A 20,116-nucleotide genomic window follows, 5' to 3' on the forward strand; every position below is an offset into this window, starting at 1 on the left:
CTCCTGTATTAACGGACCAAAGTCAGTAAAAGGGTGTTTTCTTCGGTGTCACAGACGTCAGAAATAATGACATCACTAAAATCATCGCTGTTGGTGATCAAAACAGGGGTGTCGAGACTGTAACCCGCAGCGAGGATCGCCTCGGCGTCGAATTCCAGCAACAACTGCCCGCGCACCACTTCATCACCTTCGCTGACGTGCGGGGTAAAATGCTGGCCATCGAGTTTGACGGTATCAATCCCGACGTGGATCAACAGCTCGGCGCCCTGCGGCGACAGCAACCCAATGGCATGATGGGTTTGAAACAGCGAGGCGACGTGACCATCGATTGGTGCCACCACCCGGCCACCGGTCGGTGTGATCACCACACCCTTGCCCAACAGCCCACCGGCAAAAATAGGGTCGTTGATTTGTGCCAGCGGCATCAGCTTGCCGTTCATCGGGCTGCCGATAAACCCCTGTTGAGCAACCTTGCCGCTCGCCACCTCGCTGTCTACCGGCTTAGTTTCCACCGCAATAGCGGACTGAACGGCATTCACCCGACCAAAAAGACAGGTCAAAGCACAGGCTACCGACAGCGAGACAACCATGCCTATCACCGCCGCCACCACGCTAAAATCAAACCCGGAGACCGGGATCAACTGTGTCAGAGTAAAAATGCTGGCAAAACCAAAGGAGTAGGCAGTGGTATGGAAATAGCCAACAACGCCCGCGCCGAGCGCACCACCAATGCAACCAAAGATAAACGCACGGCGGTTGGGTAAGGTGAGGCCATAGACTGCCGGCTCGGTAATACCGCAAACCCCCGCTGCCAGCGCCGAGGCGGAGCTGCCTTTCACCTGCGCATTGTTGCTGCGCAAGAAAATACCGAGTGTCGCCCCTACCTGGCCAAACACTGCCGGGATCAACAGCGGTAACAGGGTATCTTGACCGCTGACACTGAAATTATTAATCATCACCGGCACCATGCCCCAGTGAATGCCGAAGATCACACAAACCTGCCACAAGGCACCGACAAACATCCCGGCAAGGGTCGAGTTGATGCTATATAGCAGCTCGTAGCCACTGGCCAGCATCTGGCTTAGCCAGGTAGCCACCGGTCCAATCAGCAAAAAGGTTACCGGCACCACCACCGCCACACAGATCAGCGGCGTGATAAAATTGCGCACCGCCGCAGGCAGGCGCAAATGGATCAGCCCTTCAAGGCGCGAAGATAACCAGCAGGCAAAAACGATCGGGATCACCGAGGAGCTGTAGTTAATCATAATCACCGGCAAGCCAAGAAAATGCAGCGGCTGCGCGCTGGCAAGCTGCGAGGCGCTAAATGCCGCCACCATCATCGGATGGGTCAAGGCGCCGCCAATGGCCATACCGATAAAGGGATTACCCTTGAATTTTTTACAGGCGGTGTAGCCAAGAAAAATGGGTAGAAAGTAGAACATGGCATCGCTGGTGGCGAACAGGATTTGATAGGTGCCATTGTGTGCCGTTAGCCAACCCATAGCCTGCGCCAGCGAGAGCAGCCCTTTAAGGATGCCACCGGCAATCAGCAAGCTGATAAAAGGGGTAAAAATACCGGAAATGGTATCAATAAAGCGCGCAAACAGGCCTTCTTTGGCTTGTGGTGCATCTGCCGTCACAGCGCCACCGCTGGCTTCCAGTAGCGGCATTATAAGTTGATAAACCTGGCTGACATCGTTACCGATCACCACCTGATACTGCCCACCGCTTTCCACCACCATAATGATGCCTGCGGTATTTTTTAATGCTGCCGTCTGCGCTTTGCTGCGATCGTGGAGCTTGAATCGCAAGCGGGTGGCACAATGAACCAGACTGACGACATTACTCGCCCCGCCGACCTTGTCCAGAATTTCTACTGACAATTCATTGTATTGCATAACATTTCCCTTTTTCCCTGTCTCGGCATGTTGCGCAGTTGCCTGCACCACTTTGAATTCAGACCAAAAAAAAACCTAAACCCTTTTCCTGTCATCGGCCTGAGGGGCGATAACAAGAAATGGGTTTAGGTTTTGCCTGCTTTACAGTAACAATCCTAATGCACGTAAAGCAGCATGCTCTGCGAGCTGGCTTTACTCAAGCCTGTTCGCTATCGCGAGTCCGATTCTGTGAACAGGATCGCGGATATCGTCTGGCAGGCACCGCTATGGGTGACGCGTTTCTTTGCGCACCCGCTCAATATGGATGGCGAGAAACATTTTTTCTTCTTTGCTCAGTGCATAAGCATGTTGCTGCTGAATATGCTGCTCCACTTTGAGCACACATTGCCAGGCCTGAGGGTAAAGATTTTTCACCTCATCATGCAGTGACTCATCTTCACTGTGTACCAAATCCCGGCTGAGCATGCGCTGGGCAAAGAATTTAAGATGAGTGGTAAAACGATGATAACTCAGGGTATCCTCACGATAATCCAGCCTGAGCTGGTATTTGACAATCTGCAGGATCTCCTGCATCACCCCGGTCACCTGCACCACTTCCGACATTTCGCCTTTAAGCTGACCTTTCACCAGGTGCTGGGCAATATAACCAGCCTCGTCTTCCGGCAAGCGTACCCCGAGACGTTGTTCAATAATATCCAGCGCCTCCAGACTCACCGCATACTCGCGGGGATAAAGCCTTTTAATGTCCCAAAGTAAGGCATTGGGCAAGGTGATCCCCTGCTGGAAGCGCGTTACGGCAAAGTGACAATGGTCACTGAGCGGGATAAACAAATTATCACTGAGCACATCCCCCAGACGTGACTGGGCAAGCTCGATGATTTTTTCCGTGGTGGTTAACACTTCCAGCGGAATTTCGGCCAGCAGTTCACTTAAGCGGGCATTCAGTGCGTTGCCCTGCAAAGAAAAAATCTTTTCAACCTGAGCGAGGTCAATCTGCTCACCAACCTTTTTCTGAAATGCCAACCCGCGCCCCATCATGACCTGTTCATGCAACCCCTCATCAACAGCAATGACCGCATTATTATTTAGAATTTTTATAATCTTCATCATGATCTCAAAATACAAAGGGTAACCGGCCAGGGCGTATTTGGGCGGTGGTCTTCATTTCACGCACGGGTATCCCCAATAATAAGCGTTATTTTTCAGACAAACGACGGGAAAAAGCGAGGACTCATTTCTTATTATGTGAAATTGGGGTAGGGTTTGCCTGTTTTAAACAGGAGGCTGTAATGAGCGACGAAAATTTATCCAAAAGAGTTGATCAACTCGAACGTGTTAACCGTGAACTGCTGGTGCAGGTATCGGCAATGCGCCTTTTATTTGGCAACGTCGGTAATACGATGAACGCCCAATTTGAAAACAGCTTCACTCAGGGCGTTAAAGCCACGGTAGCGCGTGAAAAAGAAGCACTCAACGCCGCCGAGATGGAAGAAGCAGCGAAGAAATTCCGTCATGACGTACTCGACTGTGTGTCATCACTGCTCCCGACCATAGCGTAATTACCCTGCGGCTTTAGCCATGCAGCGCTGCCTGCGTTCGTCCACCCGTTGGGCAAACCAGGCAGTGGTCAGTTTCCGGGTGATTTTTGGGCTGTTAAGCGCAATGCCCGGTAACATTTCTCGTGCTACCCGTTTGCCTGCGGTTTTATCTGCCAGCGCAAAAACCAGCTGCCAGGTGGCGGTAGTTTCAAAATCCAGCGTTTCCCCAAGCTGCAAATCGCGGGCGATATCGGCCTGACTCAGCGCCAGCCGCTTGCCAAGTTTGCGCACGGCCATTTCAGTGTTACTCACAGTATTGCTGTAACTGACCACATCACCATCCAGCGCCAGCGTCACGCCGCTAAGCTGACTGACCGCATGTTGAAAAGCGGCATTGCGACTGGCGTAAAAACCGGCATTATAATCGGCAAAACGATAGAGCATCGCGCTGTAATGGGTGGGATAGCCCAGCAAATGGGCAATGCCGAAATACATGCCGCCACGACGGCTGAACACTTCCCGCCGTATCGTCCCATCAATGGAATAGGGGTAACCGCTGGCCCGAGATTGCGCAAACGCGATACTAACCTGCATCGGCCCACCGGTATGCACCGGGTTAAGATTGCCAAACAGTTTTTGTCCCATCGGCACCATACCGATAAAATCATCAAAGATAGCGCTTAGCTCTTTTTCGCTGCGGACCTTATCCAGGCGTTCACTGTAGCTTTTGCCATCAGGCGAGTTGATTTTAAAGGCCGTATGCACCAGAAAAAGCGGAACATGCATCTCACCGGCGCGGCGATCTATCTCTTTCCAGGCAATTTTGCCCAGTCCGGGCACCGGCGCATTGACATTAAAATTCGACTCCTGCTCAGTAACTGCCAGCACCGAACAGATATTTTCCAGCGAAGGATCAATTTTTTGTACGCGAAACGCCGTGTTGATATCTTTTGCCCAACCAGGCTTATCCGCCACACTGGCCGGCAGCAGACTGGCAATATCGGCAGCTTGTCTGGAAGGTGTTCCTCCCTGCGTGGCCAATTGGCTGCTACAACCCGCCAGCAGCAATATCAGCAAAAAACTCCCTGCGCGCAAAAAGGCAGCGGAAGGTATGGATAAACCCAAGGTGGCGTTAAGCGTCATCTTTTCCCTAAGTAACAATAGTAATAAGTCAGGGTGAATAGTCACAGATTTGGCGATAACGACAAAGCGTTTATTGCCTCCCCGGGGAAGCAAGCAGCCCGAATTTACACCGCACCAACCACGATCAGGCCGATACGCTGCAATAATTGCGCCTGCTGCCAGACATCAATTTTCACGCCCAGCAGATCGACCTGGCGAATATTCAGATCACCCAGCTCGGCATTGGTCAGATCGCAATGGGTCACATTGCAGGTCCGCCAGTCGATTTGCTGAAACTCGCCGCCGGAGAGATCGGAACCACTGAAATTGGCCCCCAACAGGCTGGCACCGGTCCAGCGGTTCTCCGCAAGTTCACACTTCTCCAGCACGACATTTTGAAAATTGGCGTAGCTGAAATTATTTTTGCTCAGATAAGCACGGCAAAAATAGCTGCGGCTGGTGATCATATTCATAAAGCTGGCACCGCGAAAATCTGCCCCGGAGGCTTTGCACTCGCGTATTTCACAGCCCATGGCTTCAATATGCTTAAAATCCGCCATGGTGAGATCGCAGCGTAAAAAGCGGCTCTCACGCAGGGTTGCCCGTTGGAAACAGCACCCCTGTTGCTGGCTGTCATCGTAAAAACTGCAATCTGTAAACTGCGTCTCCGAGAGATCGACACCGGTAAAATCGCAGCGGATAAAACGGCAGCGATGAAAATGCGCATCGCGCAAGTCAAGTTCATCCATCGTTTGATCGCAGTAGGTTTGGTTCTCCGTCATGCGGGTCCTTGTTTGATTATTACCCGGTTATTCAGCAGGAAAAAACAGCGTGAAACGGGTTACCCCCTCGACGCTGCTGACTTGCCACTGTCCCTGATGCAAATTCATGATGCTGCGAACAATCGACAGCCCCAACCCGCTGGCATGATGAGCGTTATTACGCGAAGGGTCAGCGCGATAGAAACGATCAAACAGACGAGCAAGATGCGCCCTATCGATAGTCGGCCCATGATTTATCACGCTGATATTAACACCATCGGCTTGCTGTTCGGCGAGAAGTAAAATTTCGCTGCCCTCATCGGCGTAACGTATGGCATTCGCCAGCAAATTGGCCAATGCGCGACGCAGTAAATTGGCATCAGCGCTGAGAGTGCCAGCGCCCTGCACGGTTAACCGCAGCGTTCGCTCATCGGCAGGGCCTTCAAAATATTCCGCAATGCGCTGAAACTCCTCGGCCAGATCCAGGCTACGACGTTCAATGGCATGATTGGCATGTTCGGCGCGAGCCAAAAACAGCATATTGTCGGTCATATTAGACAAGCGCTGCAACTCTTCAAAATTTGACCCCAGTAATTGCTCATAATAATCGACCTGACGACGCTGACTCAGTGCCACCTCGGTCTGCCCAAGCAAAATACCAATCGGCGTGCGTAAATCATGGGCCATATCAGCGGAGACTTGGCTAAGTTGGGTAAAACTGATTTCCAACCGATCAAGCATCTGATTAAACGCATCGATCAGCGTTAACAACTCGGGCGGTGCCTGATCACGCGTGATCCGCACCGACAGGTTTTGAATACCAATGGCTGCCGTTTGCCCGGCCAGCCGCTGTAGCGGATCCAATCCCTTGCGGGCGATCAGATAGGCGAAAAGCGCGGTGAATAACGCTGCCGCCAAGGCCAGCAAAATTATTTGCGCGCGATAAACTTCGAGAATTCGCGTGCGTTCGGTCATCAGTCGCCCACTGATTATTTCCAGCTCATGGGGCGGATTAGACGTTTTTGCCGCCGCAGAAACGAAGATAAACGGCGTATCGTCGCGCGCATCGCGATGCTGCACCGCCGCCAGCGTCAGATCCTGATCTGCCGGTACCGGGGTAATATCCGGCACCGGCGAATTGCCGGGATTCACCTCAATCAGTGGCGACTGACCGTGAAAACGCAGCACCAACAGCGCTTCATGATTACCGAGCATATTGGCAAACAGCTCGGGTTTATCATGGATAAGGTTAATCACATCTTCGTCGCGCAGCAGCGTTCTGATTTGCTCAACACGAGTCAGCAACGCACCGTCATCGCGGATGCTCAGTTGGGTTTCCAGCGTGCGGTAGAGTGTAAATCCCCCGAGGGTAATCACCATAAATGACAGCAGCGCAAAAATCAGCGACAGACGCGTGGTGAGTGATAAAGGACGCGGCAGTGGTAAAAGACCGGGGAAAGGGGCGAATTTCATTATTCATCTTCGCAGCGGTAACCAACACCATGTACGGTGTGGATCAGCTTGTTGGCGAAAGGATCGTCAATTTTCTGGCGAAGTCGGCGAACGGCGACGTCTACTACATTGGTATCGCTGTCAAAATTCATATCCCAGACTCGCGAGGCGATCACCGAGCGGGAGAGTACCTGCCCTGGGTGCAACATAAACAGCTGCAGCAGATTAAATTCCTTGTTGGTCAAGCTAATGCGATTTCCGGCGCGTATCACCCGCCGTTTGGGAATATCAATTTGCAGATCGGCCAGCTCAAGGATCTCTTCCTGCTTGACCTGTGCTCCACGGCGCAGCGCCACGCGAATGCGTGCCAGCAGTTCAGCAAAAGAAAATGGCTTGACCAGATAGTCATCGGCACCTAATTCCAGTCCCTTGAGACGCTCTTCCAGGGTGCCTTTGGCCGTCAGAAACAGTACCGGCGTTTTCACCTGCTTATCGAGCCTTTTCATCACTTCCCAGCCATCCATTTCAGGCATCATCACATCAAGCAGGATAAGATCATAAACAAACTCTTCGGCCAAATGCACGCCATCGGCACCATTGCTGGCGACATCGACAACATAACCCGCCTCGGTCAAACCGCTACGCAGGTACTCTCCCGCTTTGGATTCATCTTCAATGACCAGAATTCTCACGTTGATCTCCTTTTTCGCATAAATAAAGATAACGGGCGCAACTACGCCCGCTCCTCACCTGCGATGGTCATTAGCGCAAGGCGTGCTCAGCAGCCTGCTCAATCAGTGCTGCGACCTCTTCAGGATGTGATTCGTAAACCGAATGGCTGGCCCCCGGGATCTCGACCTTATGACTGTGAGCACGTGCCGCATACATACGTTCCAGGTCGGGATTAATAATTTTGTCCGCTTCAGCCACCATATACCAACTAGGTTTCACCTTCCACGCCGGGTCGGGAATATTGGCGGTAAAAACGCTGGCATTGGTAGGCATTTGGGCATGAGCTTCAAATTCCGCTTCTTTTGGCGACAGGTCGGCAGCAAAATCGCTGGCGAAGTTTTCGGGTTTAATCGTCAGATAACCATCGGCCGAGCGGGCAAAGGGGTGGGCGGTATTAGGAAATTTTTTGCCGTTGCTGGCTTCGGTTTCACCCGCATCCAAGGCGTGAGCGGCGATATAAACCAGACCGGCAACGTGAGCATCATTACCGGCTTCGCTAATAATTGCACCGCCATAGCTGTGGCCCACCAGGATAGCCGCCCCGGTTTGCTGATCGAGTACACGGCGGGTGGCGATAACATCATCATTAAAAGAGGTCAGCGGTTCCTGAACCAAAGTCACCTGATAGCCATCTTTTACCAAAATGTCATACACCGGACGCCAGCCGGCACCGCCGACAAAAGCACCATGGACCAGTACAATATTTTTGACCGGAGCGGCCAAGGCAGGGGTAGCGACACCGGCTAACAGCAGCGCAGAGACAGAGGAGATAATAATGCTTCTTTTCAATGAAATTTTCATGATTTGTCCTTAATGATGAGGGAGGTTGCCGATGCTCTTGCATCGTCAGACCACTCTATGAGCCGGGCTCCCACATCAACATGACGCAATCATTACAAAAAAATGACGTCCTGGTTTTTGCTTTTCCAGAAATGCAAAAACCCGCACAGAGGCGGGTTTTTTGTTTGGGCTTACTTAACTGCTCAGGTTTACACCTTCATCGCTATTGTAAGTATGCCTCGCTGTTTCACTAATTACAGTGCAACAACGTTAACTGCTGATGGGCCTTTAGCGCCATTCTCGATAGAGAATTCGACGTTCTGACCTTCATCAAGAGTTTTGAAATCGCTGCTCTGGATGGCAGAGAAGTGAACGAACACGTCTTTGCTGCCGTCAGCAGGAGAGATAAAACCAAAACCTTTACCAGCGTCAAACCATTTTACCAAACCAGTCATTTTATTAGACATTTTTATTTCCTTTAAATTTAAGCCGCCATAAGGCGAGGGAGTTCTGTTTTTCTAGTTGTCATACTTATGGGGCACTAAAGAAGGAAATTCGCGGTGAAGAGGTATCTAATGACGATAGCGCTAATACAGTGAACTACTTTACTAAAATTGCTTTCATAAGGTCTGTACTTCAAACCAGGAGTGCATTAACGCATGTAGCAAAATTTTATGCAAGACTTATTTTTTTAACACTTACGCGGCGATTGCTTAAAGATGCCGCGTTTTTAGTGAAAATCTTGTTAAATCGTAAGCGCAGTCACAGCTTTTTATCGAGGATCGTCGCAATATTTGTCTAACAAATGGAGGGATTGCTATGATCATCACCGACAATAAAATCTGCATCCAGGATATTGAAGTCGCCGTTTCCCTGCTGGCGATCTTTGTCATTATCGCCTGGGAACTGCTGTTCTGAGCGCCTACTGTCAATGCGGGCAACAGTGGTTAGTACCCGCTTGACTCCAGCACGTAAGGCAGGTCAATCACCAAATTGGCCAGCAGTACGGCCAGACTGGAAAAAATGACTAACTTCAGCATACAAACCTCATCAGATCACTATAAAAGAGGCGGGATCAATCCTGCTTGTTAAGCTTTGGACTCCCGCATCATAAACCCGCTGTTCAGTATCCCCCGCCATGCCTGGCGATCAGCCCGGGCGATAAAGAAGACCATCAGCTAACTGTCTAAAATAAATGAAATAAATCATTCGCCACCTGATCATCCGCGACAAGATAACTTCTGCGCAGAAGAAGGGGTAATTCATCTTTTTTAATAGCGTGAGATAGTAATAACAAATAGTTTAAATGTGATCAATCTCACAGTTATGCCTTGCGCACACTTTGCTATATCGAGACGCTTCTAAAGCGTCGGCAACCGTCAGACGGCCAAAAATCTGCAACAAAGGTTGTGGTTGCTGCCTCCGGCAGTGCAAAATGATCGCACTTTCTTCTTGGCTACAGGCGCTATCGTGAGCAAATTAACGCAGCAGCAGTGCATCATTCTCACTGGCTTTACCGGTATTTTGCACGGTGAATTTGAATGGTTTTATGCCGATCTTGAGCGGCGACTCGGGCGTGACGTACAAACCTCAGAGCTTGGCTATCCGGAATTTATGGCTGAATGCAAGGCGTTGTATGAACAGGACTTCAACGACCTGATGCCCGATTAAGGATAACCTCAGACTCCGTCAGCAGATTAATGTCTGAGCTCGCGGATACGACTTTAGCCGGCAGTGGCCGATCAATCTGCCGGCGGTTGATCCCCCCTCCTCACTTCTGGTTGCTACTGTATAAAAAACACACTGATTATTATCACTATTTTTCGTCATCACGCGGCCTTTAAATTCAAATTAGTTTATTATTCCGCCATAAATGATTAGGACGAGTACGGAAAGCCTCTTATTTATAATGAAGTAATTGAAATTAATGTTACGTTGATATTTAATACGCCTCGTCCAACAACCGAAGGTTATCTTAAAATCCTTATTTAAATAATATATAAGGCTGGCGCACCATTTATTACCTTCGCTTATTTTATTTAAACGAATACTCAATTATATTCAATAGGGTGATAACGTGAATCCAAAAACCATGACGCCGTCTGTATTGCTTAATGATCCCTTTGCCAACTGTGCCCTGATAAATTGTAAAGGTAATCAAATGAGCATTAACAATAAGACTTTTGAAGTCACCGAAAAACATAAACGTTTAGTAATTTGTTTATTAAATGGTATTACACAAAAAAACGATATCATTAATGTCGTCTGGTATGAACAAGGTGGCATGGTCAGTGATAATAACTACCATCAGCTGATTCATAAATTTCGCAATTTGTTGTCTGACAATCAATTGCCAAAAGCCATGCTGCGCACCATCCCTCGCCACGGAGCGATACTCGATCTCTCACTGTTGGCCACAGACAATGATCCAGTCCCGGCAGAGGAAATCGTCAGCCTAACTGAGCAGGCCAAAAAGCCCTTTAAATTGACCACAGTTTTTAGCGGTCTTATCACCAGCATTACGCTGTTTACCAAATCGCTCTATCGATAATGGCGGCCATCACCATGCATTTGAGTCTGCTGTTCCCCCTTGCCCAGCGTTATAAATTCCCGGGCAAGGGTGCTTGCGCTCAAGCTTAACAATCAGCAGCGACCATCTTGACGAATATTTGGCAGTTACGCATCCGTGAAAGAACTTTGTATACTGTAGCTATAACCTTCGCTAATCATCGCTGATCGATCTCCACGTTATTATAGAGATAATCTGATGCCCAAATGGACGTTCCCACTAAAATGGTTTTTGTTTTCAATAAGCTACTTATCCCTGGCCTTTCTTTGTCTGGAAACGCGTGATAACGGCAGCCTCTCGTCAACCATCTGGTTACCCGCCGGGCTGACCTTGGGCATCCTCTGCTCGACCCCTCTGTTACAATGGCCAATTTGGGTCCTCAGTGCCGGTATGCTGCATATATTGGCCAGTCTTCTCCATCAACGTCCGCTGGATATTGCCTTGGTCTTCGCCTTGAACGATCTGGTGATCCTCTGTCTGAGCGCCTATATTTGGCAAAGCGTGAGAAACAGCAGCGCGCAGTTCAGCAATATGCTGGCCATGGGCGGGTTTATCATTATTGTGCTGGCGGCCAGTGCGCTGGGGGGCATGACCACCTTTTATTCTCTGCATATGCTGGGCTATCCGGCTGTTTTATCACATTTTCTTAGCTGGAGTATTTCCAATGCCACCGGCTGTCTGGCCATAACGCCGCTTTTTGTCGTTAACCAACTTATTCAACAGTCAATCAATAACCGTACAGGCTGGAACCATTATTTACAGATTGCCGCCATTATCGCCCTTAGCGCGGCGCTGTTTTTACAAGACGGCATTTATCTCACCGATCTGCCGGTAATGGATTTCTTATTATATTTATTGTTTGGCTTAACATTACTTTCTTCATTATTTATAAAAGAACGGCAGCTTTCGCTGCTGTATGTAACCCAGGCGCTGATTGTCAGCATTGCCACCCTTTATAATCGTGGCCCCTACTCTATCGCCATTTATCCGGGTAACAGCGGCATTACCGCTTCGCAGCTTTATCTGTTGGCACTATTTATTTTCGGCATGCTGGTACGCAGCCGAGTCACCGATGTTTTATTTGCCAAAAAGCACAGTGAGCAGCAATACCGTCTGGCCCAGGCGGTTACACCCGGCCAAAGTCATTTTCAGTTTCAAATTAATATTAACCAGCAAAAAGTCATCTGGCGTGACCCCATCGACAAACTGCTTAATTTACCGGAGCGCTTTGTTGCCACACCGGCGTTACTGTTAGGCCGCATGCATGCTGAAGATCGCGAGTTTTTTCTCCCCTGGTTCAACGGTGAGCAGCAAACCACCGCCAGCCCCTACACCCATCCGGTGAGACTTATTTTAACCGGGGTGACTTTTTGCGACGGGCAAATTGCCTTGTTTAGCGACCATGACAATACGGCCAACTTATACTTAAATGGGTTATTGATTGTTTATCAGGATCAACTCAACCTTTGCTGACAGGATCGATAAAATGAAAAAAGTTCTGATTGCCGACGATCATCCGGTCTATCTGCTGGGGCTGAAGACATTGCTGGAGACTCAGTTCGCCAAGGAGTTCAGCATTATAAGTATGGTCAGTAATGTGGATGAATTGATTGCCGCGCTTAAACTCGAGCAACCAGACCTGCTGTTAACCGATTTTACCATGCCGGGTACGCAGCAGTCCGATGGCTTGCATCTGATCCAGTATTTACGTCGCACCTACCCCGCGCTGCCGATTGTGGTTATCACCGTGCTCTCCAATCAGGGGATCGCCAATGTGATGCTGAAATCCGGAGTAACGGCCGTGATCAACAAACAAAGTCTCAGCACGGAATTGCATGCCTGTCTGAAATCGCTGGCGCAAAACCAGAGTCTGACCAGCAAAGGCAAAGGGCAAACTGAAAAACCAGTGCCCGTCGGATCGTTCTCGTCAACCTGGCAGATCAGCCCCAAAGAGACCGAAGTGCTACGGCTGATGAAGCAGGGACAAACCGTCAATCAGATTGCACAAATGCTGCATCGTTCCAAGCAAACCATCAGCGGTCAAAAGAAAAGTGCCATGGCCAAGCTGGGGCTGACGACGGATGCCGAACTGTTTGAATATTTACTGAAGACCGGACTGTAATGCGCCGCGCCCTGCTGCTGGTATTGACGTTGTTGGGTTGTGCGCCAAGCGTGCAGGCTGCCATGCTGCGAGTCGGCATAGATAACATCAGCGTCAGCTTTGATGGCATCAATAACTCGATACAAAATGACGATACCGAGACGGCGTTGATCACCCTGCTGCAAAACCAGCTACTGACAATGCCTTCCGCCAGCGGCCTCTCTCTGCAGGCGGTCCCCACCCGAGACAGCGCCGACAAGGCGGCCAGTCTGGCAGATCATCGCGTGGACGCTATTTTCGTACAGGACAGCGACCCATTATTGACCCCTCTTGTGCTGGAAACCCAACCGCTGTTTACCACGCAATGGCGTATCCTCACTCTACAGAATCGGCGTTCGGGTCCCGACAGCAGTCAGAATAATTTGAATTTCAAACGACTGGTGGTGGTGAATACCAGCGCGGTGCATGCCTTACAGCAACGTTACCCGCATATTGTGCTTACCCCCAGTGCCTCGTTGGGGGACGCGATCACTCTGCTGAGAGCGGGAGCAGTAGACGGTGTGGTGTGTCAGCAACGCGCCGCCGAAGTATTAAGTGAAAATATTTTCCCCGGACAGTTCACGGTACATGAGATTGATCATCTGGTGACCCATGCCCGCCTACGGCTGCATGCTGACCAGGCCGCACAGTTGGCAACGCTAAACCAGGCTATTGCCCAATTGCCGACGGTGACGATACAAGCGATTATCAGCCGCAACGTGTCGGTGAATACGCTGATGAATACCGTACCGCAACTGGTTGAAAGCCATCGCAACTTTGACACTGCGGCGGTAATTGTCGGGATTGTTTCCCTATTTTTGATCAGTTTTCTGATTAGCCAGATCCTGCGCCGTCGTCAGGCAGAGCACCGCCTGCGCGATACGGTCAAATTCTGGGAAACTTTACTGCAAAGTTTGCCAACCCCGGTACTGGTCTGTAATGCCGCCGGGACGATTAGCCACGTCAACCAGGCGTTATGCCAGAGTCTGATGGTCAGTCCGCAGCAGGTTATAGGCCACCCGGTTGAGCATCTTAATCAGCGCTATTTTGCCTCGCGGTCGCTGGATACTCCCGGATTGGTGCAGGCGCTGACCGGTACGGCACCGCAGTTTTTCGACGGCCAGTATTCACTGCAAGATAGCCCGCATAGCGTGGTCGGCTGGATCACCCCCTATAGCAACACCCATATGGTACCGCAGGGGCTGGTGATTGGCTGGTATGATATTAGTGAACGCATTCGTCTTGAAGAACAGTTGGCGCAGGCCCTTAGCGAGGCCAATGCCTTCAGCCATGAAAAAAGCGAATTTCTGGCGCGCATGAGCCACGAAATTCGCTCGCCAATGAATGTGATTATGGGCGTACTGGAAATGGAAAATCAGCGGATTGATAACCCGCAGTCCCCGCTTGCCGTGGCTTATCGTGCTTCACGCGGTTTATTGCAAATCATTGGCAATATTCTCGATCTTTCCAAAATTGAAGCCGGTGAAATGCCCCTGAAACCGGCACCGGTCTCACTCTATGCACTGCTGGAAAAAGCGGCAGAAAGCTATGGCATACTGGCAGAGCGCAAAGGGCTGCGGCTGGATACCGATGTCGAATCTTGCTACGGCAACTATTACCTGCTGGATGAAGGGAAGATGGTGCAGATCCTGAATAATCTGCTGAGTAACGCGGTGAAATATACCGAGGAAGGCCATATTGCGCTAACGGCGCAAGTAACCCCCCTCGGCCAGGACAACGATCGCTTGCGCATTGAGGTCAGTGACAGCGGCGTGGGTATTGCAGCCGATCAACTGTCTGAAATTATCCAACCCTACCAGCAAGCGTCCGCCATTGCGCCCGACAGTACCGGACTGGGTCTGGCTATTTGTCAGCAGTTGGTTACACTGATGGGCGGCCAGCTTGATATTCGCTCCCGCCCAGACAGTGGCTCGACCTTTAGCGTCACTTTACAGGTAAAACGGGTGGCGGCAGATAAAGTTCCGCAGGCAATCCCGGACGTGCCAGGCGAAACAGGCTATCGGCTGTGGGTGATAGACGATTTACCCGCCAATCTGATCGTGATGAAAATGCAGCTTTCCGCCTTGGGGCATGAAGTCACCACCTTTGATAATGCCACGCAGGCCCTGGCCCGTCTGCAAGAGACCCCCGCACCGCAGGTGGATATGATCCTGACCGATTGCCAGATGCCCGGTATGACCGGCTACGCGTTCGCAGCCGAACTGCGCCGCCTGGAAGGAGAAACGCCCCGTCATCAGTTGATCGTTGGCTGTACTGCCAATGCCTTCTCTGATGAAGAGTCGAAATGTTTACACGCCGGGATGGACAGCCATTTGACCAAACCCATTACCCAGGCAGATCTGCAGCACTGTTTACAGCAATTTTTGCAAAACAGGAAACTCGATCTCAGTGAAGTGATGGCCTTGTCAGCCGGTCAGACAACGGTTATCGCCACCCTGCTCGGCGAACTGCAAAACAGCAGTACCCAGGATATGGCATTGATTGAAAAAGCCTTTGCCGACGAGGATTGGACAGAGCTAAAAAGCAGGATCCATCGACTGAAAGGGAATTTTGCCCTCACGCAGTTTGATGCCGGGCAAAACATCTGTATGGTGCTAGAGCGTAAACTGGCTAATGGCGAAGAGGATATTCAGCGTCATCTGTTACGATTGCAGACCACCACTCGGCATTTTATCAGCCTGCTGTTCAATTTTTCTTCTCGGCAGCCACTGGACATCGGTTAAAATTCATCCTATACCCATAGGTTTCAAACAAGTTGAAACCTGCCGCCCTGATCGCCAAAATAGAGGCAGTTTTACTTATCCATTGCAAATTTGTTGTCGGACCTATGAACACAAGTAAACCCCGTCGTCCCCATGGGCGCTGGACCTATTACATCATGTATGAAGATATTTTGTGGCCTTGTCCCGTCCGCTGGGAGTGGGAAAATAGCTACGGTGGCTGGCTGCCTTTTTATTATTCGCCGACGCTCGAATTTGTGGCTGGCGACCCTGCCAAGGCCACAAAACTGCCAGCGGGTCGAATCAGTCCGGCCAACCGCCCCAAGCTGCCAATTTTATAATCGACAGCCTTTCTGACGACGCAAACCGGCATGGTTAGCCGCCAAAATAGGCGAATAACCTGCCAATTGCCGCCGCTGCCGCCATGGCCAGCGCGCTCCAGAAGGTGACACGAACCATTCCGCGCCACACCGATGCGCCCCCCGCCTGCGCCGCCACACCGCCGAGCACAGCCAGTGAAATCAGCGTCGATACCGCTATCGCGCCAATCACCCAGGACAGTGGCACCAGCAAAGTGACCAGCAGTGGCAAGGCAGCGCCGACGGCAAAGCTACAGGCCGACGCCAACGCCGCCTGCAAAGGGCGAGCAGTGGTGATTTCGGTGATCCCCAGCTCATCGCGGGCATGTGCGCCGAGCGCATCTTTAGCCATCAGCGCATCCGCCACCTGATGGGCCAGGGGCAATGTCAGGCCACGTTTAACATATATCGCAGTCAGCTCGCGATGTTCGCCATGAAAATCATCTTCCAGCTCGTTGCGTTCTTGCCTTAACGCCGCCTGCTCAATGTCGGCCTGCGACGAGACAGAAACATACTCGCCGGTGGCCATCGACATGGCTCCGGCCACCAAACCGGCGACCCCGGTTAACAGCAGGCTGGCATGGCTGACTTCGGCGGCGGCTACGCCAAGCAATAAACTGGCCGTTGAGACAATGCCGTCGTTTGCGCCCAGTACCGCGGCACGCAGCCATCCCGAGCGAGAAATAGCGTGCCGTTCAATATGCAATCTGCTCATCAAGCCACGCCTTATATCTGTGAGTTTGCGCTGAGTGTAGGCAGAGCCGGATAATAAAATCAATCCCATGGCCTGCCATTCTCGCCAAAGGTTGAAAGAATAATAAAATTCCCCTTTGCTCGTTGGCGGCGGCAAAAGCGGCAAGTCCATCCCCCTGAGCTTGCGAATGGCTCACATGTTCAACAAATTTGAAATAGCGGTTTGATTAACCAAATCTAACAAAACGCGCACAAAAAGACTTTGCATATTTGTTATTATTTAACCATGCTTAATCGGTGAAACTCACTGTTTATTAAGCTGGAACTATCTTGCAAAACCTTAGGGCATCTCTGCTCAATACGATCAAGCGTACCCCTTGGTATCTCAAACGACGTTCCTATCGGGTATTGTTTTGGCGTGAAATCACGCCGTTGGCGGTACCCATTTTCTTTGAAAATGCCTGTGTACTGCTAATGGGTGTGCTGAGTACCTTTCTGGTGAGCTGGTTAGGGAAAGAAGCGATGGCGGGCGTTGGCCTGGCCGACAGCTTTAATCTGGTGGTGATCTCGTTTTTTGCCGCCATTGATCTGGGCACCACCGTCGTGGTGGCCTTTAGCCTCGGTAAACTCAATCACGAACGCGCACGCGCCGCAGCGCGTCAGTCATTAATTATTATGACCATCTTTGCCATTGTCCTGGCGCTGGGCATTGAATTATGTGGGCAACAGATTATCGATATCATCGCCGGTAATGCCGCGCCAGCGGTGAAAGCCCTGGCGCTGAGCTACCTGCAGGTTACCGTCTGGAGCTATCCGGCGGCGGCGATTGCGCTAATTGGCTGCGGTGCGCTGCGCGGTGCCGGTAATACCAAAATCCCGATGCTGGTTAACGGCGGGATGAATATTCTCAATATTGTAATCACTACCGTACTGATCTACGGCTGTTTTTCCTGGAAAGGCTTCGGTTTTATTGGTGCCGGTCTTGGGCTGACCATTTCACGCTATATCGGTGCGGCCGCGGTGCTGTTTGTGTTGGCCATCGGTTTTAATCCGGCATTGAAAATCCCGCTAAAAAGCTACTTTACCCGCCTTAATACCAGCATTTTGATGGAAGTATTGGGCATCGGCATTCCCGCCAGTATTGAATCCGTACTGTTTAACGGTGGTAAACTGCTTACCCAGGTTTTTGTTGCCGGCATGGGCACCAATGTGATTGCCGGTAATTTTATTGCCTTCTCCATTGCTTCGTTAATCAATTTACCCGGTAACGCTCTGGCGTCCGCCGCCACCATTATCGTCGGCACCCGGCTGGGGAAAGGACAGATCGGGCAATCGGAGGTCGAGTTACGGCATATTTACTGGCTGTCGGCCATTGGTATCTGTTCACTGGCGCTGCTGTCTGTGCCACTGGCGGGGATATTGGCGTCGTTTTATACCCGCGAAGAGGATGTTATTGATGTGGTAAAAATCCTCGTCTGGCTGAATGCTGCCTTTATTCCATTCTGGGCCGCCTCCTGGGTGCTGCCTGCCGGGCTGAAAGGGGCACGTGATGCCCGCTTTACCATGTGGGTTTCAATGCTCGGCATGTGGGGGTGCCGCATTATTGCCGGCTACACCATGGGCGTAGTGCTGGACTTTGGTGTTGTGGGCGTATGGTTGGGGATGTTCCTTGACTGGATTGTGCGTGGGATCTTTTTCTACTGGCGGATGGCCAGTGGCCGCTGGCTGTGGAAATATCCGCGCCCGGCAAAAGACAATAGTCCGACAAGAGCAGAAATATCGACTTAGGGATAAAATAAAGCACAAGGAATTCAGAATGTTAATTAGACAAGCAAATCTTCAGGATATGGATATCTTGCAACAAACCGGCCGTAACACTTATCGCCACTACTTTGCTCATTTGTGGCAAAACCAGGCTGAACTGGAGCAATTTCTCGATCATGATTTTTCGCTGGCATGCATGCGAGAAAGCTTTAACGATCCGCAGCAATACTGGTTATTAGCCTATGATAACCAGCAACTTTTGGGCTTTGCCAAAACTGTATTCAACCAACCTATCCCGCAGCGTGAGCAGCTTGGCGCAAAATTATCGAAACTCTATTTACTTCCGGCACAGCGCGCCAAAGGCGTCGGTGGCCAGTTATATTCTCACCTCGCACAAGCAGCCCAACACCGCCATCAGGCTTTTATTTGGCTTGAGGTACTCAAAAGTAATACTTCGGCGCAGCGTTTTTATCAGAAAAAAGGCATGCAGGTGATTGGTCAAACGACTTATGTGACATCGACTCAAGGTACCGACATTCTATATATGGGGACCAGTCTCAGTTAGCACGTGATGAATCTCACATATTCAGCCATTAACCCTGCGTAATATCAATATTCGCTCATTAAATTTCGTGCAATTTATAGACATCACTCATCCTCATATTAAGAAAATCATCATGTCCAGAACGGTATATCTCAACGGTCAGTTTGTTGACGAACAGCATGCTCACGTCTCGGTATTCGATCGCGGTTTTTTGTTTGCGGATGCAGTCTATGAGGTTAGCGCCGTATTAAACGGCCGCCTGCTGGATAATGATGCGCACCTGGCGCGGCTTGCCCGCTCCTGCGAAGCATTGCAGCTGACCCTGCCTTGTCCCTTGGCGGAAATTGAACAACTGCAAAAACGCCTGATTGTGGAAAATCAGTTACAGGAAGGGGCGATTTATCTGCAAGTCAGCCGCGGTAACAGCGGCGATCGCAATTTTGACTTTCCGGACGCCAGCGTAACACCGACCTTTTTGATGTTTACCCAGGCACGTCCGCTGGTTAACCATCCCAATGTGCAACGCGGTATCCGCATGGTATCGCTGGAAGATATTCGCTGGCAGCGCCGGGATATTAAAACCGTGGGTCTGCTGGCCCCCTGTCTGGCCAAAGAGTATGCCCATCAGCATCAGGCTGATGATGCCTTACTGATTGAAAATGACCTGGTCACCGAAGCCAGCTCAAGCAATGCCTGGATTATCGATGAACACGGCTGCCTGATCACCCGTCCGCTCAGCACCCATATTTTGCACGGCATTACGCGCCACGCGCTAATCGAGCTGATCCGCGAAAATGGTCTGCAACTGGAGGAGCGCCCGTTCTCCCTCGATGAAGCCTTGAATGCCCGAGAAATCTTTATCAGTTCCGCCACTACCTTTATCTGGCCGGTGATCGCCCTCGATGGCAAAACTATTGGCGACGGCAAACCCGGCAAAATTACTCTGCAATTGCGCGATATCTATGTGCGGATGGCCAATCAGGCGACTGAGGGGGAATAGTCGTTTGCAGTTGGATTATAGCG

At 50.7% G+C, this 20,116-nt stretch carries 19 protein-coding genes; 10 read left to right on the forward strand and 9 right to left on the reverse strand.

The genetic code is table 11. The features are described 5' to 3' along the window. Positions 1 to 8: 8 nt before the first annotated feature. Together bglF and licT are read right to left on the reverse strand one after the other, a co-directional pair. Positions 9 to 1,898 carry a PTS beta-glucoside transporter subunit IIABC gene (gene bglF, locus GW590_RS18905; RefSeq protein WP_169404635.1) on the reverse strand — a complete coding sequence of 630 codons (1,890 nt, stop codon included), beginning with the start codon at positions 1,896 to 1,898 and terminating at the stop codon, positions 9 to 11. A gap of 264 nt (positions 1,899 to 2,162) precedes the next feature. Next, positions 2,163 to 3,005, reverse strand: a complete 843-nt coding sequence (gene licT, locus GW590_RS18910; RefSeq protein ID WP_169404786.1) for a BglG family transcription antiterminator LicT — start codon at positions 3,003 to 3,005, stop codon at positions 2,163 to 2,165. A 182-nt stretch (positions 3,006 to 3,187) separates the two neighbouring features. Between licT and GW590_RS18915 the strand changes: the two genes are divergently transcribed. Further along, on the forward strand, positions 3,188 to 3,457 hold the full coding sequence (locus GW590_RS18915) for a hypothetical protein (RefSeq protein WP_235955991.1): 270 nt from the start codon (positions 3,188 to 3,190) through the stop codon (positions 3,455 to 3,457). Here the strand turns inward: GW590_RS18915 and GW590_RS18920 are convergent, their stop codons facing one another. The 6 genes from GW590_RS18920 to cspE all read right to left on the reverse strand — a co-directional run bounded on the left by GW590_RS18920 (position 3,458) and on the right by cspE (position 8,750). Continuing rightward, positions 3,458 to 4,579, reverse strand: coding sequence for a DUF1615 domain-containing protein (locus GW590_RS18920; RefSeq protein WP_169404636.1), 1,122 nt, complete (start codon positions 4,577 to 4,579; stop codon positions 3,458 to 3,460). Between the two features lie 104 nt (positions 4,580 to 4,683). Beyond that, positions 4,684 to 5,340, reverse strand: coding sequence for a Qnr family pentapeptide repeat protein (locus tag GW590_RS18925; RefSeq protein ID WP_169404637.1), 657 nt, complete (start codon positions 5,338 to 5,340; stop codon positions 4,684 to 4,686). A gap of 27 nt (positions 5,341 to 5,367) precedes the next feature. Next, positions 5,368 to 6,792 carry a heavy metal sensor histidine kinase gene (locus GW590_RS18930; protein ID WP_169404638.1) on the reverse strand — a complete coding sequence of 475 codons (1,425 nt, stop codon included), beginning with the start codon at positions 6,790 to 6,792 and terminating at the stop codon, positions 5,368 to 5,370. Continuing rightward, the gene (locus GW590_RS18935; protein WP_169404639.1) at positions 6,792 to 7,463 is read right to left on the reverse strand and encodes a heavy metal response regulator transcription factor; all 672 of its coding nucleotides are present in this window, start codon (positions 7,461 to 7,463) and stop codon (positions 6,792 to 6,794) included. Before GW590_RS18935 ends, GW590_RS18930 begins: the two co-directional genes overlap by 1 nt. Positions 7,464 to 7,533: 70 nt before the next feature. Next, positions 7,534 to 8,304, reverse strand: coding sequence for an alpha/beta hydrolase (locus GW590_RS18940; RefSeq protein WP_169404640.1), 771 nt, complete (start codon positions 8,302 to 8,304; stop codon positions 7,534 to 7,536). 233 nt (positions 8,305 to 8,537) lie between these two features. Further along, a complete protein-coding gene (gene cspE, locus GW590_RS18945; protein WP_169404641.1) occupies positions 8,538 to 8,750 on the reverse strand; it encodes a transcription antiterminator/RNA stability regulator CspE in 213 nt (70 codons plus the stop codon). Positions 8,751 to 9,753: 1,003 nt separating this feature from the next. Between cspE and GW590_RS18950 the strand changes: the two genes are divergently transcribed. The 6 genes from GW590_RS18950 (at position 9,754) to GW590_RS18975 (ending at position 16,074) form a co-directional block, all read left to right on the forward strand. Further along, positions 9,754 to 9,954 carry a DUF7736 domain-containing protein gene (locus GW590_RS18950; RefSeq protein ID WP_169404642.1) on the forward strand — a complete coding sequence of 67 codons (201 nt, stop codon included), beginning with the start codon at positions 9,754 to 9,756 and terminating at the stop codon, positions 9,952 to 9,954. A gap of 406 nt (positions 9,955 to 10,360) precedes the next feature. Then, entirely contained in the window at positions 10,361 to 10,834 is a 474-nt protein-coding gene (locus GW590_RS18955) for a winged helix-turn-helix domain-containing protein (protein WP_328803086.1), read from the forward strand. 216 nt (positions 10,835 to 11,050) lie between these two features. After that, on the forward strand, positions 11,051 to 12,325 hold the full coding sequence (locus GW590_RS18960) for an MASE1 domain-containing protein (RefSeq protein ID WP_169404643.1): 1,275 nt from the start codon (positions 11,051 to 11,053) through the stop codon (positions 12,323 to 12,325). Positions 12,326 to 12,338: 13 nt separating this feature from the next. Further along, positions 12,339 to 12,974, forward strand: coding sequence for a response regulator (locus tag GW590_RS18965; protein WP_169404644.1), 636 nt, complete (start codon positions 12,339 to 12,341; stop codon positions 12,972 to 12,974). Further along, entirely contained in the window at positions 12,974 to 15,736 is a 2,763-nt protein-coding gene (locus tag GW590_RS18970; protein ID WP_169404645.1) for an ATP-binding protein, read from the forward strand. Before GW590_RS18965 ends, GW590_RS18970 begins: the two co-directional genes overlap by 1 nt. Before the next feature lie 104 nt (positions 15,737 to 15,840). Next, positions 15,841 to 16,074, forward strand: a complete 234-nt coding sequence (locus GW590_RS18975) for a hypothetical protein (protein ID WP_169404788.1) — start codon at positions 15,841 to 15,843, stop codon at positions 16,072 to 16,074. A gap of 34 nt (positions 16,075 to 16,108) precedes the next feature. Here GW590_RS18975 and GW590_RS18980 read toward each other — a convergent pair whose 3' ends face one another. Next, positions 16,109 to 16,798 carry a VIT1/CCC1 transporter family protein gene (locus tag GW590_RS18980; protein WP_169404789.1) on the reverse strand — a complete coding sequence of 230 codons (690 nt, stop codon included), beginning with the start codon at positions 16,796 to 16,798 and terminating at the stop codon, positions 16,109 to 16,111. 317 nt (positions 16,799 to 17,115) lie between these two features. Here GW590_RS18980 and GW590_RS18985 point away from each other — a divergent pair, with 317 nt between their 5' ends. From GW590_RS18985 to GW590_RS18995, 3 genes are all read left to right on the forward strand, one after another. Then, on the forward strand, positions 17,116 to 18,573 hold the full coding sequence (locus GW590_RS18985; protein ID WP_169404646.1) for an EmmdR/YeeO family multidrug/toxin efflux MATE transporter: 1,458 nt from the start codon (positions 17,116 to 17,118) through the stop codon (positions 18,571 to 18,573). 28 nt (positions 18,574 to 18,601) lie between these two features. Further along, positions 18,602 to 19,114: a GNAT family N-acetyltransferase gene (locus tag GW590_RS18990; RefSeq protein WP_169404647.1), complete on the forward strand. Its 513-nt coding sequence runs from the start codon at positions 18,602 to 18,604 to the stop codon at positions 19,112 to 19,114. A gap of 112 nt (positions 19,115 to 19,226) precedes the next feature. Beyond that, a complete protein-coding gene (locus tag GW590_RS18995; protein ID WP_169404648.1) occupies positions 19,227 to 20,093 on the forward strand; it encodes a D-amino-acid transaminase in 867 nt (288 codons plus the stop codon). The last annotated feature ends 23 nt before the right edge of the window (positions 20,094 to 20,116 follow it).

The organism is Rouxiella aceris, assembly GCF_012933545.1.
GTDB classification, from domain to species: domain Bacteria; phylum Pseudomonadota; class Gammaproteobacteria; order Enterobacterales; family Enterobacteriaceae; genus Rouxiella; species Rouxiella aceris.

What these genes read in the sequence shown, in the direction of transcription:
- bglF (WP_169404635.1), bottom strand. Translation starts at nt 1,898, where the DNA reads ATGCAATACAATGAATTGTCAGTAGAAATTCTGGACAAGGTCGGCGGG.
- licT (WP_169404786.1), bottom strand. Translation starts at nt 3,005, where the DNA reads ATGAAGATTATAAAAATTCTAAATAATAATGCGGTCATTGCTGTTGAT.
- GW590_RS18915 (WP_235955991.1), top strand. Translation starts at nt 3,188, where the DNA reads ATGAGCGACGAAAATTTATCCAAAAGAGTTGATCAACTCGAACGTGTT.
- GW590_RS18920 (WP_169404636.1), bottom strand. Translation starts at nt 4,579, where the DNA reads ATGACGCTTAACGCCACCTTGGGTTTATCCATACCTTCCGCTGCCTTT.
- GW590_RS18925 (WP_169404637.1), bottom strand. Translation starts at nt 5,340, where the DNA reads ATGACGGAGAACCAAACCTACTGCGATCAAACGATGGATGAACTTGAC.
- GW590_RS18930 (WP_169404638.1), bottom strand. Translation starts at nt 6,792, where the DNA reads ATGAAATTCGCCCCTTTCCCCGGTCTTTTACCACTGCCGCGTCCTTTA.
- GW590_RS18940 (WP_169404640.1), bottom strand. Translation starts at nt 8,304, where the DNA reads ATGAAAATTTCATTGAAAAGAAGCATTATTATCTCCTCTGTCTCTGCG.
- cspE (WP_169404641.1), bottom strand. Translation starts at nt 8,750, where the DNA reads ATGTCTAATAAAATGACTGGTTTGGTAAAATGGTTTGACGCTGGTAAA.
- GW590_RS18960 (WP_169404643.1), top strand. Translation starts at nt 11,051, where the DNA reads ATGCCCAAATGGACGTTCCCACTAAAATGGTTTTTGTTTTCAATAAGC.
- GW590_RS18965 (WP_169404644.1), top strand. Translation starts at nt 12,339, where the DNA reads ATGAAAAAAGTTCTGATTGCCGACGATCATCCGGTCTATCTGCTGGGG.
- GW590_RS18970 (WP_169404645.1), top strand. Translation starts at nt 12,974, where the DNA reads ATGCGCCGCGCCCTGCTGCTGGTATTGACGTTGTTGGGTTGTGCGCCA.
- GW590_RS18975 (WP_169404788.1), top strand. Translation starts at nt 15,841, where the DNA reads ATGAACACAAGTAAACCCCGTCGTCCCCATGGGCGCTGGACCTATTAC.
- GW590_RS18990 (WP_169404647.1), top strand. Translation starts at nt 18,602, where the DNA reads ATGTTAATTAGACAAGCAAATCTTCAGGATATGGATATCTTGCAACAA.
- GW590_RS18995 (WP_169404648.1), top strand. Translation starts at nt 19,227, where the DNA reads ATGTCCAGAACGGTATATCTCAACGGTCAGTTTGTTGACGAACAGCAT.